General features: G+C 56.1%; 12 protein-coding genes. 8 read left to right on the top strand and 4 right to left on the bottom strand.

Going from position 1 to position 16,895, the window contains the following annotated elements; translation table 11 throughout:
• Positions 1-3: 3 nt before the first annotated feature.
• Positions 4-1,617 carry a (2,3-dihydroxybenzoyl)adenylate synthase gene (locus tag BMI79_RS20695; RefSeq protein WP_076944046.1) on the bottom strand — a complete coding sequence of 538 codons (1,614 nt, stop codon included), beginning with the start codon at positions 1,615-1,617 and terminating at the stop codon, positions 4-6.
• 7 nt (positions 1,618-1,624) lie between these two features.
• Positions 1,625-2,830: an isochorismate synthase gene (locus BMI79_RS20690; protein ID WP_076944045.1), complete on the bottom strand. Its 1,206-nt coding sequence runs from the start codon at positions 2,828-2,830 to the stop codon at positions 1,625-1,627.
• Between the two features lie 193 nt (positions 2,831-3,023).
• On the opposite strand from BMI79_RS20690, the gene fepB reads away from it, so the two are divergent.
• Positions 3,024-3,986 (top strand): Fe2+-enterobactin ABC transporter substrate-binding protein, encoded by a 963-nt coding sequence (fepB, locus tag BMI79_RS20685; protein WP_076944044.1) that lies wholly within the window; start codon positions 3,024-3,026, stop codon positions 3,984-3,986.
• Here the strand turns inward: fepB and entS are convergent.
• Positions 3,973-5,229 carry an enterobactin transporter EntS gene (entS, locus tag BMI79_RS20680; protein WP_076944043.1) on the bottom strand — a complete coding sequence of 419 codons (1,257 nt, stop codon included), beginning with the start codon at positions 5,227-5,229 and terminating at the stop codon, positions 3,973-3,975. The two genes, fepB and entS, sit on opposite strands and share 14 nt — an antisense overlap.
• A 148-nt stretch (positions 5,230-5,377) precedes the next feature.
• Between entS and fepD the strand changes: the two genes are divergently transcribed.
• From fepD to murP, 7 genes are all read left to right on the top strand, one after another.
• Positions 5,378-6,439, top strand: a complete 1,062-nt coding sequence (gene fepD, locus BMI79_RS20675; RefSeq protein WP_076944042.1) for a Fe(3+)-siderophore ABC transporter permease — start codon at positions 5,378-5,380, stop codon at positions 6,437-6,439.
• 1 nt (position 6,440) lies between these two features.
• Positions 6,441-7,466: an iron-enterobactin ABC transporter permease gene (gene fepG / locus BMI79_RS20670; protein WP_076944041.1), complete on the top strand. Its 1,026-nt coding sequence runs from the start codon at positions 6,441-6,443 to the stop codon at positions 7,464-7,466.
• The gene (locus BMI79_RS20665) at positions 7,463-8,263 is read left to right on the top strand and encodes an ATP-binding cassette domain-containing protein (protein ID WP_076944040.1); all 801 of its coding nucleotides are present in this window, start codon (positions 7,463-7,465) and stop codon (positions 8,261-8,263) included. The genes fepG and BMI79_RS20665 overlap by 4 nt, the downstream gene beginning before the upstream one ends.
• 375 nt (positions 8,264-8,638) lie before the next feature.
• The gene (locus BMI79_RS20660; protein WP_076944039.1) at positions 8,639-9,715 is read left to right on the top strand and encodes a porin; all 1,077 of its coding nucleotides are present in this window, start codon (positions 8,639-8,641) and stop codon (positions 9,713-9,715) included.
• A 140-nt stretch (positions 9,716-9,855) separates the two neighbouring features.
• A complete protein-coding gene (locus tag BMI79_RS20655; RefSeq protein ID WP_076944038.1) occupies positions 9,856-10,443 on the top strand; it encodes a DUF2057 family protein in 588 nt (195 codons plus the stop codon).
• A gap of 95 nt (positions 10,444-10,538) precedes the next feature.
• Positions 10,539-11,447 carry an N-acetylmuramic acid 6-phosphate etherase gene (gene murQ / locus BMI79_RS20650; RefSeq protein ID WP_076944037.1) on the top strand — a complete coding sequence of 303 codons (909 nt, stop codon included), beginning with the start codon at positions 10,539-10,541 and terminating at the stop codon, positions 11,445-11,447.
• Between the two features lie 2 nt (positions 11,448-11,449).
• On the top strand, positions 11,450-12,904 hold the full coding sequence (gene murP / locus BMI79_RS20645) for a PTS N-acetylmuramic acid transporter subunit IIBC (protein WP_076944036.1): 1,455 nt from the start codon (positions 11,450-11,452) through the stop codon (positions 12,902-12,904).
• A gap of 81 nt (positions 12,905-12,985) precedes the next feature.
• Here the strand turns inward: murP and BMI79_RS20640 are convergent, their stop codons facing one another.
• Positions 12,986-16,879 carry an enterobactin synthase subunit F gene (locus tag BMI79_RS20640; RefSeq protein ID WP_095996167.1) on the bottom strand — a complete coding sequence of 1,298 codons (3,894 nt, stop codon included), beginning with the start codon at positions 16,877-16,879 and terminating at the stop codon, positions 12,986-12,988.
• Positions 16,880-16,895 lie beyond the last annotated feature (16 nt).

The raw sequence follows: 16,895 nt of genomic DNA, 5'->3' as shown, positions 1-16,895 counted from the left end.
GGTTTATTCTCCCTGAGCCTGAGTTAAATGTTGACGCAGATATTGTTTATCGACCTTGCCGACCGGGGTTAACGGCAGCGACTCCACCTGAATAAAGCGATCGGGCAATTTGAACTCTGCCACGCCCTGCTCACGCAGATGGCGGCGCAGCGCCACCGGTTTTACGGCGCGGTGCGCCACAATAAAGGCGCAGCTTTTCTCCCCCATCAGCGTATCCGGCATCGAAACCAGCGCGGCATTAACCACTTCCGCATGGCGCAGCAACAGGTTTTCAATCTCTTCGGCGGCAATCTTTTCACCACCGCGGTTAATCTGGTCTTTCTGCCGCCCCTGAACCTGCACATAGCCGTCTGCCGTTAGGCTGATCAAGTCGCCCGAACAGTAGAAACCGTTCTCGTCAAAGGCTTCCGCGTTGTGCTCTGGGCTCTGGTAATACCCCCGGAAGGTATAGGGGCCACGCGTCATCAGGCGGCCAGTTTCCCCCACCGGCAACGGGTTGCCTTGCTCATCCGCCACCCACAGCTCATCATCCGGGCACATTGGCGTACCCTGGGTGGTAAGAATGTGTTGGTCATCGTCGTCAAGCAGGGTGTAGTTCACCAGCCCTTCGGCCATGCCGAATACCTGTTGCAACTGGCAGCCGATCTCGGTGCGAATACGCGCCGCCAGGGTTTCCCCCAGCTTGGCACCGCCCACCTGCAAAAGTTGCAGGCTGGCTAACTGGTGGTTGCTGCCCCACTCTTCAATCGCCTGTAGCCATAACGTGACGGCAGGCGGCACCAGCGCGGTGACGGTGATCTGATGCTGCTCGATCAGCCTGAAACACTGCGCAGCGGCGGGATCGGCAGCGAACACCACCAGCCCGGCCGCATACAGCACGCCAAGAACCCCCGGAGAACTCATCGGGTAATTGTGTGCCACTGGCAACGCGCACAGGTAACGGGTCGCAGGATCGAAGCGGCAGATCTCCACGCTGCGGCGAATGCTGTAGTAGTAGTCGTTATGGGTGCGAGGGATCAGCTTCGGCGTGCCGGTACTCCCCCCCGAAAGCTGGAAAAACGCCACCCGATCGGCAGCAGTCGGGGTGGGGGTAAAACCGCTGCCATCCTCTTCCAGCCAGGCGGCCAGGGCGTGCTCCCCTGCTGGCTGATTGCGCAACCCCACCACGCGCAATGAAGGATGCTGTTGCTTAAACGTCATCAGAAAATCGTCCTGCGCAAACAGGCTATGTTGCCGATCGGCGATCAGCAGCGCAGGTTTAATCTGGCTGGCATAGGCGTTCAATTCACTGCGTTGATGGCTGAACAATGCATTCACCGGCACCACGCCGATCTTCAGCAGGGCAAAGAACACCACATAGAATTCCACCACGTTACCAAGCTGCACCAGCGCGGTATCACCCGCCTGCACTCCCCGGCGCAACAGCGCGGCGGCCAGGCGATCGGAAAGCTGCTCCAGTTCGCGGTAACTCAGGCTGCGTTGTGCGTCAATCAAGGCGACGGCGTCATTGTCTGCCTGCCGGGTTAAGATCGCGGTCAGCGGCTTATCGAGCCAGTAGCCACGTTCACGGTAGCGGCGCGCGAAATCCTCGGGCCAGGGGGTAAAAGCGATACTCATAAGGTGTTTATCCTTGAAGACCAAAAGCGCGCAGCATGGTGCTGAGCTTGGTGCCAGTTTCATGCCACTCGGCCTGCGGTGATGAGTCCGGCACAATGCCCGCACCGGCAAACAGACGTACCTGATTAGCCTTGACGGTGCCGCAACGGATGGTAACCACCCATTCGCCGTTCCCTTCGGCGTCGCACCAGCCAACGATGCCGCCAAACAGCCCACGTTCAAAAGGCTCCAACTGTGCGATCAGTTCGCGCGCAGCCAGCATCGGCGTGCCGCAGAGTGCAGGCGTCGGGTGCAGCAAACAGGCAAGCGACAGCGCATTTTCTGCCCGATCCGCCACTTCGCCGTCGATCGGCGTCGAAAGGTGCCACAGCGTGGGGGTACTCAGCAGTTCAGGAACCGCAGGGATATGCAGATGGCGGCAGCGGCCATGCAAAACCTGGCGCATACCGGCGGTGACAATCTGGTGTTCATGGCGATCTTTGCTCGACACCAACAGCCGTTCACCGGCTTGACGATCCTGCAGAGGATCGGCTTCACGCCGCGCCGATCCTGCCAGCGGATTTGAATGGAACTGGCTGCCACACATACGCAGCAGCAGCTCAGGGCTGGCTCCGACCAATGCCCCTTCGTTGAGCGGCACATGGAAATGGAAGCCCTGTGGATTCTGGGCAATGATGCGCATCATCAGCGCGTGCGGATCTATCTGCTTGCTGGTTTCAATGTCCAACAGGCGGGAAAGCACTACCTTCTCTAATTGTTCACCGCCGGTCACCTGCACCGCATCGGCGACCATTTGCATAAACTGCGTCTGCTTCGGCAATTCACTCTGACGGACGATCGTCGGCAACGCGGCCAGCGTTGGCTTCACGCTGGCCATAAAGGCTTGGCGTTCAAACCATTGGGTTTGCTGCGGGATAAATAACGCCGAGGGCTGACGGGTATCGAAAGGAATGGCACCGCACAGCACCGGGTTGGTTACTCCTGCCTGCCGGGCCTGGGCAAACGCCTGTTGTACCCCCTGCTGGAAGGCACCTTGCAGGTTGTCACCATCGGCGGCCGGTTGCGTGATCTTGGCGAAGCATCCTTGCGTGCTCAGGCTACGATAAGGAGAAGTAAAAAAGAAGCCTGTGGTTGGGGAAACGGTAGCTGACTGTGGCGCACGGTCCCTGCTTTGCAGCTCCTCTTGTTCGGTACCCTTAACGGCTAACACCATTGGCACTTCCTCTATTTGGAAACAACAACCAATATAATAATGATTATCATTTGTATTACGTTGCGGTAAAATACCTTTCCGAATTTGCCATGTCAATAAATGTAAAAGCCCTTTCCATCAAAATCGGCGTATACATTTTTTGATTTCATTCATTAAAATGATAACCATTAACATTTAACCCGAGATTCCGACAATGATACCTACCTTGCGATTCGGTCTGGCGCTGTTCGGCTTGTTGGCACTGGGCATAGCTCAGGCATCCACCACAGCAGAATGGCCACGCAGCCTTACCACCCCACACGGCGTGGTGGCCCTCAGCCACCCACCGCTGCGGATTGTTTCCACCAGCGTCACCGTCACCGGCACCCTATTGGCCATTGATGCCCCGGTGATCGCCAGCGGAGCCACCAGCCCAAACAACCGGCTGTCGGATCGGCAGGGCTTCTTCCATCAGTGGGGTGAGATCGCCGCCCAGCGCGGTGTGAAGCGTTTATACATCGGTGAAGCCAATGCTGAAGCGATAGCCGCTGAAGCCCCAGACCTGATTGTGATGTCTGCTACCGGTGCCGATTCCGCACTACGGTTGTACGATCAGTTATCGGCCATCGCCCCGGTACTGGTGGTGAATTACGACGACAAGAGCTGGCAGGAGCTGGCGCAGATACTCGGCCAAGCAACCGGGCATGAGGCCCAGGCTGAAAAAGTGGTGGCTGAGTTTGCCGCACGGGAACAGGCACTAAAACAGCGGATAACGTTGCCCCCGCAGCCCACATCGGCGCTGGTGTTACGCAGCGATGGCAAAAACGCCAACCTGTGGACCGCCAATTCTTCGCAGGGGCAACTGCTGCAACAGTTAGGTTTTACCCTGGCGACGCTGCCGCCGAAGCTCAACGCCAGCACCAGTCAGGGAGTGCGCAAAGACATTGTTCAGCTAGGGGGAGAAAATCTGGCACAGGGCCTGAATGGCCAGACCCTGCTGCTGTTTGCCAATGACGAAACCGACGCGCAGCGGCTGATGAGCAACCGCTTTCTGGCGCATCTGCCCGCGGTAGAAAACCAGCGGGTTTATGCGCTGGGCAACGACACATTCCGCCTGGATTACTACAGCGCCAGCAACCTGCTGGCACGTCTTGAGCAATTATTTATTTCTCAGTAGCTTCTGTGGCGGGTTGCAGCCCGCCACTGCCCACCTGGCGCAAACCGCGCATGGCAAATGCCAACACCACCGCCAGCAGCACCGCGCCAAAGCCAAAGCTGGTTGAGGTCATTTCCGGCAGCATAAACACTCCCATGGTGCCCAACAGCAGTGCCCCAAGCGCATCACCGACCACGTTCTGGGCGGTCCACAGCCCGTTGATACGGCCAAGAAACGCATCCGGCGTCAGGTTCTGAATCAGCCCGTATTGCAGCAGAGAGTTCAACGCACTGAGATAGCCAAAGGCCACCAGGCACAGCAATGCCATACCATACCAGGGCATCAGGCCAAACAGCCCGATGGCGGCAAATGCGGCGATCGCCGTCAACAGCATCACCCAACCCGGCCGGGCAACCTGCGCCACTCGCCCGCTGGTGAAAGCACCGATCGCCGCCCCCAGCGGTACGGCGGCATACATCAGGCCCAAATGCCCGGTGCTGACATGCCACATGCCAGATATCGCCGGGTACAACACCCGCACCGCACTGGCCATGGTCAGCAGCGCGCCGACCAGCGCCACCATACCGATCACTTTATTTTGCAGCAAAAAGGTGAAGCCGCCGATCAGGGCACGCAGCGGATGCTCACGCGGCTGCGGTGGCGGCTGCAACTGCGGTAAACGCAATAAAGGGATCAACGTCAGCACCGTGCCTAACGCCGCCAGGCCGTAGTTCCAGGCGACACCGGCGCTGGCGATCACCGCACCGCCAATCGCCGGTGAGAGGATCGAGCCAAAACGCACGGTCAGCATACTGATGGCTCCGGCCTGCACGATATTCTCGCGCCCCACCAGCGCCGGTGTAGCGGCCAGTAAGGCGGTCACGCCCACCGCACCAAAGAAACCGTCCCACACCGCCAGCAGATAGATCGCGCTCAATGAGGGTGCAGGCAACGCCGCATTCACACACAGCCCGACAAAACCGATGCCGCAGGTGGAACGGGCAAACAGGATCAGGCGGCGGCGCTCATAGCGATCGGCCAGCACGCCTCCCATGAGCAAGCCAGCAAACATCCCGCAGCCAGCCAAGGTCACCGCCAGCCCGACCAACAAGGTGGAACCGGTTAACGCCTGGATCTGTACCGGAATAGCAATCGCCATCAGGCCGAGCGCCAGAATCGAAATAAAACGGGCGCAAAATACCGCACGAAAGGCCGCATTGGTTTTCAGCAGGCCAAAATCGAGCAAAATAGAGGGCTTATTCATCTTGTTATCACCACAACCTCATTCCGTTATGCAGCTTAAAACTCATCAGGAACAGCGCTAGTGCTGCTCGGGCTGCTATGCTACCATAGATAAATACAATCAATAATGATAATAAGTATCATTTATATTCAATTGATAATGGGCTGTCATGTTCCGGCTTACTCACAATTGCTCCCTCCCGTTACCGGCCCAGTCACTGGGCTTATCCCGTTCATGCTGGCCGCGCCTGCTTGGGCTGCTGTGTGCCGTTGCCTTTCTGCTGTTAATGGTGGTGCTCAGCCTGTCGTTAGGAGCAAAATCACTCCCCGCTGCCACCGTGCTTGAGGCGCTGAATGGGCAATGCGCCACTGCCGACTGCATCATCGTGACCGAAGCACGCCTGCCCCGCACGCTGATCGGCGTGTTGGCCGGTATGGCCCTCGGGCTGGCCGGTGCGCTGATGCAAACCCTCACCCGTAACCCGCTGGCCGATCCCGGCATTCTGGGGGTTAACTCCGGTGCCGGTTTCGCGGTGGTATTAGGGATCACCTTCTTCGGCGCAACCGACGTTAGCCACTATCTGTGGTTCGCCTTTGCCGGCGCACTGTTTGCCTCATTATTGGTGGCGCTGGTCGGTGCGCTGGGCGGCAGCCGCCTCAGCCCGGTTCGCCTGACGCTGGCCGGGGTGGCGCTGGCGGCAGTGCTGGAAGGCTTGTCTTCCGGCATCGCCCTGCTCAACCCACAGGTGTTCGACCAACTGCGTTTCTGGCAGGCCGGTTCCCTCGACGTTCAAAACATGGCGGTGGTGCGCACCGTTGCCCTGCCGATCCTGTTGGGGACAGGCATTACCCTGTGGCTGACCAAAGCGCTGAACAGCCTGAGCATGGGCAACGAACTGGCAGCCGCGCTGGGCACCGGCATTGTGCGCACCCAGCTGATCGGCCTGCTGGCAATTACCTTGCTGTGCGGCGCAGCAACCGCTGCCGTGGGCCCGATCGCCTTTGTCGGGCTGATGATGCCGCACATTGCCCGGCGGCTATCGGGGCCGGAGCTGGGCTGGATGCTGCCCTGGACTCTGGTGTTAACGCCGATTCTGCTGCTAGCAGCCGATCTGCTTGGCCGCTTTCTGGTACCGGGCGAATTGCAGGTTTCTATCGTGCTGTCGCTGATTGGCGCGCCGGTGCTGATTATGCTGGTACGCCAGCGCCGTATGTTCCGGCGGGGAGGATAGGATGAGCGTGCTGGTTTCTCGCTTGGCGATCGCCAAAAAACCACGGCGGCTGGCGCGCCCGCTGGTCACCGCCCTGCTCTTGCTGTTTGCCTGCCTGGCATTGGCGGTTTACGCCCTCGCTTCCGGCACGCTGCCGCTCAGCGCTATGCAGGTGCTGGACGCTCTGCGCGGCGAAGGCCCGGCGAATCTGGCGGTGATCGTTACCCAGTGGCGCTTGCCGCGGGTTGCGATGGCGCTGTTGCTAGGGGCGGCGTTGGGCATCAGCGGAGCCATCTTTCAGTCGTTGCTGCGCAACCCGCTCGGTAGCCCGGACGTGATCGGTTTCAATACCGGCGCTTACAGCGGTGTACTGGTGGTTATCGTGCTGTTTAACGGCGGTATTCTCGGGATCACCTCTGGCGCGCTGGCCGGTGGCTTGATCACCGCCGGGATGATCTACCTGCTGGCCTGGCGCAATGGCGTAGAGGCTTTCCGCCTGATTATTGTCGGCATTGCGGTGCGCGCCCTGCTGGTTGCCCTTAATACCTGGATGATCGTCAGCGCCTCGCTGGAATCGGCGATGACCGCCGGTTTGTGGAGCGCGGGCTCACTCAACGGTATCTCCTGGGCGAAAAGCCTGCCCGCCGTGTTGGTGATCGTGCTGGCGGTGATGCTGTTGGCCGCGCTGGTACGGCGCATGCGGCTGTTGGAAATGGGTGATGATACCGCCCGTGCGCTGGGGGTGGCGGTCGAGCGTTCGCGCCTGCTGCTGTTCTTGGCCAGCGTGCTGCTCACCGCAGCGGCAACCGCCGTGGCTGGCCCGATCTCGTTCATTGCCCTAGTAGCGCCGCAGATCGCCCGCCGCCTGTGCGCCAACCAAAGCCTGTTGCTGCTGACGGCCTTAACCGGCGCATTGCTGCTGTTGGCCGCCGATGTCGCCGCCCAACGCCTGTTTATGCCCTACCAGTTACCGGTCGGGGTTCTGACCGTCAGCCTGGGGGGCATTTATCTGATCTGGTTATTAATCCGCGAGTCGCGAAAAAAATGAATGCTGAAAACCTGTTAGCTGCGCCACTGCGCGCCGAAAGCCTGACGCTGAGTTACGACAAAAAAATCGTTGCGCGCGATCTGTCAGTGTCCATTCCGCACGGTGAACTGACGGTGATTATCGGCCCTAACGCCTGCGGTAAATCCACGCTGTTAAAAACGCTCAGCCGCCTGATGCAGCCACAAGCCGGTTCGGTATGGCTCAACGGCCAGCAGATCCGTGATTACGCCACCAAAGAGGTCGCCCGCCAGCTTGGGTTGTTGCCGCAAAGCTCGATCGCCCCCGGTGATATTACGGTGTTCGATCTGGTCGCCCGTGGCCGCTACCCGCATCAGCGGTTATTCAGCCGCTGGCGGGAAGAAGATCAGCAGGCGGTTGAGCAGGCGATGCGCTCTACCGGCGTGGCGCAGTTGGCCGATCAGCCGGTGGATACCTTGTCCGGCGGGCAGCGCCAGCGGGTGTGGATCGCCATGGTTCTGGCACAGCAAACCCCGCTGTTGCTGCTGGATGAACCCACCACCTGGCTGGACATCACCCATCAGATTGAGCTGCTGGAACTGCTGCGCCAGTTGAATCGGGTGAATGGCTATACCTTGGTCGTGGTGCTGCACGATCTCAACCACGCCTGCCGCTATGCCAGCCATCTGATCGCCATGCGCGACGGTAAAGTGGTAGCCGAGGGCGTACCGAAAGATATCGTCACCCCCGAGTTGATCGAAAAAGTGTATGGGCTGAAGTGCATGATCATTGACGATCCGGTTTCGCATACGCCCTTAGTCGTGCCGTTAGGGAAATAATTCGTCTATTCAACCGCTTAAAGCCGTTCGGGTTTTCAGATCAGCCCGCTTACGGCTTGCCAATCTGTAATCCCTTTTCCGTACTAGGTTACTACCAGAGCGCAAGAATCCATCATCTCCAGATTACCAACCGGATCTTGTTTCTTCGGCTGAGATCAACACAATCACAAGCTGAACCGTCTCTGGTAATTGGCTTTCAGTGTAACTAGCGATTAGTCCTAATATAGCCCCATACTGCTTTAAAATTTTTTTGACGCAGATCTCAATTCATCAAAAAAGAATAAAATATTCCTTTTATATTTTAATATAAGAATACATTATTCTCACCGCTAAAGGATAGCATTACATTACTATTAAAACACCAACGGGTTAAACATGAGAAAAATCATATTAAAAACAGTACTGGCATCCATTATTGCTAGTGGGACTGCTCACGCTGCTGTGATCTATAAGGAAGAAAATGGTTCCAATGTTGAGCTTTATGGCCGCTTTGGATTCAATGTCTCAGACAAGAAAACCGGTAGCACACAGGGTGATTTTGACGGACGCTTAGGGTTTATTGGCCGCCAGGTTGTCAATGATCAGGTTGCCATTATTGGCTTGGCACAATATCAGGTAAATGCCGCTGAATACGCCAATAATGTCGAGGGTAATAACGATAGCTTGACCGCTCGCTACGTCTGGGCCGGTTTTGACTTCGCGCAGTACGGCAAAATTACTGGGGGTCGAGTCTCTTCCGGTCTGATTATGTTTACCGACATCGGTGACGTTTTCGCCAGCTCAGATGTCGCTACAGGTCGTCAGGCACGCTTTGTTGATCCAACCGCAGTGCAGGTTTTCCGCCAAGACGGCACCATTCAGTATCAAAATAATATCGGTAACCTTGACGTTTCTACGGCGTACATTATCGGTAACGGTACGTCAGATCTGGACTACGGTTACAATGCTGCCACACGCTATACATTCGATATGGGAACAGCAGGTAAGCTCGTGCCGGTTATCGCCTTCCAGAAAACCCGTGCAGCACAAAATCTGGGTAATCGTACCAATGGGGCAGATACTTTCACCTACGGTGGCGTTGGTACCCGATATTATCTAGGGCCGCTCATGTTAGGCCTGCTGTATTCTTCAGATACCGTCAGTTACAGCAACGGCAGAGCAGACAGTAAGGATAAAGACCTGGAATTCACCGCCGTCTATAACGTGAGTAATGATTGGGTATTACGTACCGGTTATCGTTATCTTGACAACACCGATGGTGATGAATTAACTCTGCGTGATACTACGTTTGAAGTGCAATATAAACTTACTCCGCGCAGTTCAATTTACAGTGCTTATATTCTGCGTAATGGAAAGAATGGAACAAACGTAGACACCGGCCGACAGGTTTCATTTGGTGGCAGTTCGGCCGAAGATAGTTTCTATCACCTCGGTCTGCGTTACGAATTCTGACGTTATACTCGTCATACTTCAAGTTGCCTGTGCAATAACTTTCCTAACTTATTCGAGTTGCTGACTTGAAGACGGCTTGCTCAATAAACCAAGGTAGCACATGCTGCTTATATTATAAAAGATCGAAAGGTGGGATCATAATGAGAATTACGTTTATCTCTTTATTACTGTTAGGAACAGTGACGAATAGTCATGCCGCTGTCACGCTTGATTATGGTGACAACGTTAATATTCTGGCTGCTCAATCAGCAAAAATGAGCACCTTCAGTAATTCGGTTACATTGCCTGACGGTGAACAGACGTTAATTGTGCGTTTTGATGCCCCTAACGATCCTGGCTCCATGAATGAAAACCAAGGACGTATAATTTCTAACGCTCACATATTAACCTTTACCGTAAACCCTAATAGTCATATTAAGTTAAAAACAGAAATGCCACTCAGCGTGAGTGAAACTCAGGCAGTGGCTAAATCACCAACGTTTTACCTGACTGACTCACAAGGGAAACCAATCCCTTTCAATGCTAAATCTGTTTCACCAGAATATAATAGGTTTGGAACAGATTACGCCAAATTATTACCAACTATCAGTCAACACCCTGTTGCTGAAGTGAAAAAACAAGATAAAGCTGAAGAAAAGCCCCAGGTTGTCAGTACGCTACAGACGCTTTATTTACAGATGAGTGATGAACAAAAGAAGGAATTCCTACGCTGGGCAATCGGCCGTTAACTTCTTTATTATTAGACATCACGTCACGGGCGTACTGCCATTAGCTCTCCTGTACTTTAATTACCTAGGGCTTGGAATTTTCCAAAGAGGTTGTAATGAAAATTAATCTATCCGGACTTACTACAGAAAGCCGCAATCACGCCAGTGAGAATATTGACCAGCTCTCTACCGTAGATATGCTAAAAGTACTCAATGATGAAGATAAGAAAGTGGCTTTTGCCGTTGAGGCTGTCTTGCCTGCGATTGCGCAATCCGTTGATTGCATTGTTGCTGCCTTTCAGCAAGGCGGCCGCCTGATTTATTGTGGCGCAGGCACGTCAGGGCGCCTTGGCATTCTTGATGCCAGCGAATGCCCGCCTACATATGGTACTCCGCCGGAGCAGGTTGTCGCTCTGATTGCGGGTGGTCATGAAGCAATTCTGCATGCGGTTGAAAATGCAGAAGACAGTCAAACTCTGGGGCAAGAAGATCTTAAAAACATCGGCTTTAACGCCAATGATGTGTTAGTTGGTATTGCAGCCAGCGGGCGCACTCCTTATACCATCGCGGCATTAGAATACGCCAAGTCATTACAGGCCAAAACCATTGCCTTGACCTGCAATGCCGAGAGTGAAATGGCTCGTGTGGCAGATATTGCCATTACCCCGATAGTCGGGCCAGAAGTGATTACTGGTTCATCACGTATGAAGGCAGGAACCGCGCAAAAGTTAGTACTGAATATGCTAACCACGGGCTCGATGATCCGTACAGGAAAAGTTTACGGTAACCTGATGGTTGATGTCGAAGCCACCAATTTAAAGCTGGTACAGCGTCAGATTAATATTGTCATGCAAGCTAGCCACTGTGACCACGACACCGCCGCCAAAGCATTAAAGGAATCGGGTGGCCATTGCAAGACCGCAATCGTCATGATCTTGGCGCAACTGACTGCGGATCAAGCTCATATTGCTCTCAAACAAAACAATGGGTTTATTCGCCAAGTACTGAGCGAGCAAGGAAAATAGTAATGGCAAAAATTACCGAAAAAACCATCGCAGATATTTTAAGTCTGGTTGGCAATAAAGATAACGTCAAAATCTGTGGGCACTGTATGACCCGCCTGCGCCTGACGCTCAATGATAATCAGCATGTTGATCAAGTACAGTTGAAAGCCATCCCAGGTGTTTTAGGGGTGATCAACAGCGATGACCAACTGCAGATTATTTTAGGGCCGGGTAAAGCGCAAACTGCAGCAGAAATGATGAATACCCTGTTAGGCTCGGCCAATAATGTCGCACCTGCAGCTACATCAACCTCTAACGATCTGGGTGACATAGCCAATAGCAACAAGAGTAAGATGAAGGCCAAGCAAACCAGCGCGATTCATCAGTTTCTCGCCAAGTTTGCCACCATTTTCACTCCGTTAATCCCAGGCTTTATTGCTGCCGGGATGTTGCTTGGCTTCGCAACGCTGCTGGAGCAAAGTTTCCTCGTCAATGCCACGGAAAAAAATGCCACCCTGCAGCATCTTGTCGGTTATATGAAAATTTTCGGCAAAGGTATGTTTACCTTCCTTCCGATTCTGATTGGCTATAACGCCCAAAAAGCCTTCGGGGGGACCGGTGTCAATGGCGCTATTATTGCTGCCTTATTCGTGTTGAATTATAACCCGCAGGCCACGGTAGGCTATTTTTCCGGCATCGATAACTTCTTCGGCCTTCCTATCGATCCGCGCGGAAATATTATTGGTGTATTGATCGCCTCTATTCTTGGCGCGTGGATCGAGCGGCAAATCCGTAAAATCATCCCTGATAATCTGGACATGATTTTAACCTCGACGTTCACCCTGTTGATCACCGGTGCTCTAACCTTCACCATCATCATGCCACTGGGCGGTGAGCTGTTTAAAGGGATGTCTTGGCTGTTTATGCACTTGAACGGTAATCCGTTCGGTTCAGCGATTTTGGCTGGATTATTCCTGATTTCGGTCGTATTTGGTATTCACCAAGGGTTTATTCCGGTCTATTTCGCATTGATGGAAACCCAAGGCTTTAATTCGCTGTTCCCAATCCTTGCCATGGCGGGCGGTGGGCAGGTGGGGGCCGCATTGGCGCTCTACTTCCGCGCTAAAAAGAATTCATCGACTCGCAATCAGGTCAAAGGGGCGATTATTCCAGGGTTGCTAGGCGTTGGTGAACCCTTAATTTATGCGGTAACTCTGCCACGGGTTAAACCATTTATCACTGCCTGTATCGGCGGTGCCTGCGGTGGGTTCTTTATCGGGCTGGTCGCTTGGCTGGGTTTACCGATCGGGCTTAATACGGTATTTGGGCCTTCAGGATTAGTCTCATTGCCGCTAATGACCTCAGCCCAAGGGATTTACGCGGGTATGGCGGTTTATGCCGTTGGAGTGGTCATTTCTTATGTCTCCGGTTTCATCGTTACCTGGTTCTTTGGCAGCAAGAATGTAGATTTAGCCTAACGGCTGGCTGGCGAACACATCCCCCTTTCTGTTCGCCAGCTTTTTTCAAATCATTCCGCCTGCTGATGCCAAGAACCGTGGCTATAGCGCTCTCAACAGCCGATTCAGCAACGGCCCCAGCACCTTGAACGACGCCGGTGAGACGATATCCACATGCGCGCAATCCAGCTCATGCACCTGCAACGCTTCAACATATTCCGCCCAGGTCTGCTGCACGTTCATACCCGCCTGCAGCGTGCGTTTCGCCACAAACAACGTTGCTTGCCCTTGGAAACGGGCGGTATGGGTATGCGACAGCAACCGCACCGAATCGGCATAGTTGGCTTCGATATGATCAAACATCGCCCCCTGAGTGGCCCCCAACGCCCCTTCCGACACCGCCATGAACTGCTCGCGTTCACGCTGCACCTCTTTCAGCACGTTGTCGTCCAGCATCACGTCCCAGTTCTGGGTTTCCGGCGGATAGGTATCCAGCAGCCCCAGAAACGCCACCTGTTCACCACGTGCCAGCAAACGGGCGGCAATCCCCTGCGCCAAGGTGCCCCCTAGCGAATAGCCGATAAAGTGATACGGGCCGTGCGGCTGCACCTGCAACACCGTCGCCAGATGCGCATCGCATACCTGATCCATATCCTCACCCAGCGCCAGCGGGCCATCCGGCCGTGGCGACTGGATCCCCACCAGCGACCAATGCTGATCGATATAACGCGGCAACACGCTGAACTGCCAGGAGAAACCAGAAGCCGGATGCAGGCAGAACAGCGTCGGGCCATCGGTAATACGCAGCGGTAATACGCTGTCGAAACCGCAGCGTTCGGCCTCTTCCTGCGTGCGATCTTCCGCCAGCAATACCGCCAGTTGCTCCACGCTTGAAGCGACCATCACCTGCCCCACCGCGACCGCTTTCCCCAAATCGCGCCGCAATTCGGCGGCCAAACGCATCGCCAGCAGCGAATGCCCGCCCAGGGCGAAGAAATCATCGTCGGCAAACACCTGTTCCCGCTGCAACAGGCGGGCAAATACTGCCGCGACGGCGCTTTCCAGCCCCGGCTTAGCCACGCGCCCGGCCTTTCTGGCGGCGGTTTGCGGCTGCGGCAGCGCTTTGCGATCGAGCTTACCGTTAGCGCTGAGCGGCAACGCCGCCATTTCTACCAAAGCGACCGGCATCATATGGGGCGGCAAACGCTCGGCCAAGGCGGCACGCAGGCTGGCAGTATCCAGAGCCACGTCGGGCTGGGCCACCAGGTAACCCACCAGTTGCCGGGCATCACCGCCCAGGGCATCGGCCACGCTATTTTCCAGCACCAGCGCATGGGTCACCGCCTGGCTGACCCCTGGCAGTGACAATAAGGCATGATCGATTTCGCTCAGCTCAATGCGCTGGCCGCGGATTTTTAGCTGATCGTCGCTGCGCCCCAGATATTCCACGCTGCCATCGGGCAACCAGCGGGCCACATCACCGGTGCGATACATACGCCCGCCGTTGCCCTGCGGATCCGCCACAAAGCGGCTGGCGGTGAGATCCGGTCTGCCCAGATAGCCCTGCGCTAATTGCACCCCGGTGAGATAGAGATCGCCCGCCACGCCCGGCGGCACGGGCTGCAGGCGCGCATCCAGAATGCGCAACCCGGTATTCCATACCGGCAGGCCGATCGGCACATTGGCACCGTTCACCGCTGCCAGCGGCTCACCCCATGCCGGATGCCAGGTGACGTCCACCGCCGCCTCCGTCGGGCCATACAGATTGTGCAGCGGCACCGCCGTGCGGCGCTGCCACAGGCGGCACAGCTCGGCAGGCAACGCCTCACCGCTGCAGAACACCTGGCGCAGCGGCCGACAATCGGCGATCGCCCGTTCGCTGTCTAACGCGCTGACAAAAGCCGCCAGCATCGACGGCACAAAGTGCATCGTTGTCACCTTGTGGCGTGCGATCAGCGCCAATAACTGCTGTGGATCGCGGTGCGCTTCCGGCGGAGCCATCACCAACTGCGCTCCTACCATCAACGGCCAGAAGAATTCCCACACCGAGACATCAAAGCTGCACGGCGTTTTTTGCAGCACCACATCGTTCGCCGCCAGCGGATACTGATGCTGCATCCATAGCAACCGGTTGACGATCGCCTGATGCCCCACCAGCACGCCTTTAGGCCGCCCGGTGGAGCCCGAAGTAAAGATGATATAGGCCGGATGATGCGGCGTCGGGCCTGGGATATCGAGGGATGCCGCCGAGGTTGCCAACGGCGCATCATACAACAGTACCTCCCCACGCCCGGCAAAACGCGACAGTTGGGAAGGCTCGGTGATAATCAGCCGCGGTGCCGCATCCTCCAGCATCATGCCGAGGCGCTCATCCGGGTAGCCGGTATCCAAAGGGAGATAAGCGGCCCCGGCTTCAACAATCGCCATCAGCGCCAGTGACAAAAATACCGAGCGCGGCAGTGCCACGGCGACGATATCCCCCGGCTGCACGCCTTGCGCCACCAGCCGCCCAGCCAAAGCACGAACCTGTGCGCGAGTTTCGCGGTAACTGAACTGGTAGTGGCCATCGGCCAGCGCCGGGGAATCTGGCGTTTTATCGGCCTGCTGCGCCAGCAAAGCGCTGAGGGTCTGCGGTGCAACCGGATAGGCGGTGTCGTTCACTCGCGCCAGCAAGGCGTGATCTTCTTTAGTCAGCATATCAGCAGCGCCGATCGGCAATTCAGGCCGTGCCGCAAACTGGCGCAGCAACAGTGGAATACGCTGTAAATGCTGCTTTAGCTCTGCATACTGATAACGTTCAGCGTTAGCCAGCAGTTCAATCTTCAGCGTACCTGCTTCATCAATAAACAGCGCAATTTCCAGGTCACGTACCGGTCCAGAGGCCAGATCGTGGGTAATACCCACCATGCCGTTAAAATTGAGCTGGTAGTCGAACATTTTGAAGTTGAACACCGTGCCATACAGCGGTTGCGCATCCCCTACTCGCCCTAAATCCCGCTGTACCTGTTCGGCGTCATAGCGCTGATGGCGGCGAATCCCTTTAAGCTCGCGGCTGATGTGTGCCGCCAGCTCGGCCAGCGTGGCATCATGATCCACCCGCATCTCTACCGGCAACACGTTGATCACCGGCCCGGTGGCGCACAGCGCAGCCGATCCCATGCGGCGCATAAAGATAAACCCGGCGCTGAAACTGGGTTGGCCGCTCAGGCGCGCCACCCAGAGCGCGACCAGTGCCATTGCCATATCCGCCGCATTAAGCTGCCGTTGCTGGCCCGCAGCCACCAAGGAGGCAAAATCTTCTGCCGCACAAATTTGTGCCAAGCGGTGAATACGGGTAGAAGGTGCCTGCCCGGCCAAGGGTTGCGGGCAAAGGGTGGCGGGCACCGGCAGTTGGCGCGCCTTGTTCAGCCAGAAATCAGCGTCACGCTGATAACCCGATGATTGCTGATACTGCTGATATTCCGCCACCACATCGCTAAACGGCGTAAAAGGCGTGGGTTCAGGCAACTGATGCTGGCACAGGCAGGTATAAATATGGGCAATACGGCGCGCCACAGCGGTAAAACTGAAGCCATCCACCACCAAATGGTGATAACGCTGATACCAAAAGAAGCGTTCGTCGGATAGCTGCATCAAAACGTGCCGATACAGCGGTTTGCCGCTGCTGACCCGCAGCTCGGCGGCCAGATCGATCTGCATCAGCGCATGCGCCGCCGCATCGGCATCGGCAGACGCACGCAGGTCCAGCCATTCGGCAGGGATGATCGGTAGCGTGCTGTCGTACCACTGCATCGGCACGCCGTCGCGCTCGGCAAAACGCAGCCGCAGGGTATCCACTTCCGTTAGCCCCTGCGCGATAGCCTGCAGCAGTTTATCTTTCTCTAGCGGGCCGTTCAGTTCAATGTAATGCGCCACCGCATAGGCATTGCCGTGCGGTGAAAGGTGATCGGCAACCCAAATTCCGGGCTGCGCGGCAACCAACGGCAGTTCAACCATCACCTGTTGTTCGCCG

The organism is Serratia oryzae, assembly GCF_001976145.1.
Taxonomy (GTDB): domain Bacteria; phylum Pseudomonadota; class Gammaproteobacteria; order Enterobacterales; family Enterobacteriaceae; genus Chania; species Chania oryzae.
The sequence above is the reverse complement of the archived record's forward strand: the minus strand, read 5'-3'. Positions and strand labels throughout refer to the sequence as shown.

Bases quoted from the DNA above. Each gene is read 5' to 3' on its own strand.
- BMI79_RS20695 (WP_076944046.1), bottom strand. From the start codon at position 1,617: ATGAGTATCGCTTTTACCCCCTGGCCCGAGGATTTCGCGCGCCGCTAC.
- BMI79_RS20690 (WP_076944045.1), bottom strand. From the start codon at position 2,830: ATGGTGTTAGCCGTTAAGGGTACCGAACAAGAGGAGCTGCAAAGCAGG.
- fepB (WP_076944044.1), top strand. From the start codon at position 3,024: ATGATACCTACCTTGCGATTCGGTCTGGCGCTGTTCGGCTTGTTGGCA.
- entS (WP_076944043.1), bottom strand. From the start codon at position 5,229: ATGAATAAGCCCTCTATTTTGCTCGATTTTGGCCTGCTGAAAACCAAT.
- fepD (WP_076944042.1), top strand. From the start codon at position 5,378: ATGTTCCGGCTTACTCACAATTGCTCCCTCCCGTTACCGGCCCAGTCA.
- fepG (WP_076944041.1), top strand. From the start codon at position 6,441: ATGAGCGTGCTGGTTTCTCGCTTGGCGATCGCCAAAAAACCACGGCGG.
- BMI79_RS20665 (WP_076944040.1), top strand. From the start codon at position 7,463: ATGAATGCTGAAAACCTGTTAGCTGCGCCACTGCGCGCCGAAAGCCTG.
- BMI79_RS20660 (WP_076944039.1), top strand. From the start codon at position 8,639: ATGAGAAAAATCATATTAAAAACAGTACTGGCATCCATTATTGCTAGT.
- BMI79_RS20655 (WP_076944038.1), top strand. From the start codon at position 9,856: ATGAGAATTACGTTTATCTCTTTATTACTGTTAGGAACAGTGACGAAT.
- murQ (WP_076944037.1), top strand. From the start codon at position 10,539: ATGAAAATTAATCTATCCGGACTTACTACAGAAAGCCGCAATCACGCC.
- murP (WP_076944036.1), top strand. From the start codon at position 11,450: ATGGCAAAAATTACCGAAAAAACCATCGCAGATATTTTAAGTCTGGTT.
- BMI79_RS20640 (WP_095996167.1), bottom strand. From the start codon at position 16,879: ATGGTTGAACTGCCGTTGGTTGCCGCGCAGCCCGGAATTTGGGTTGCC.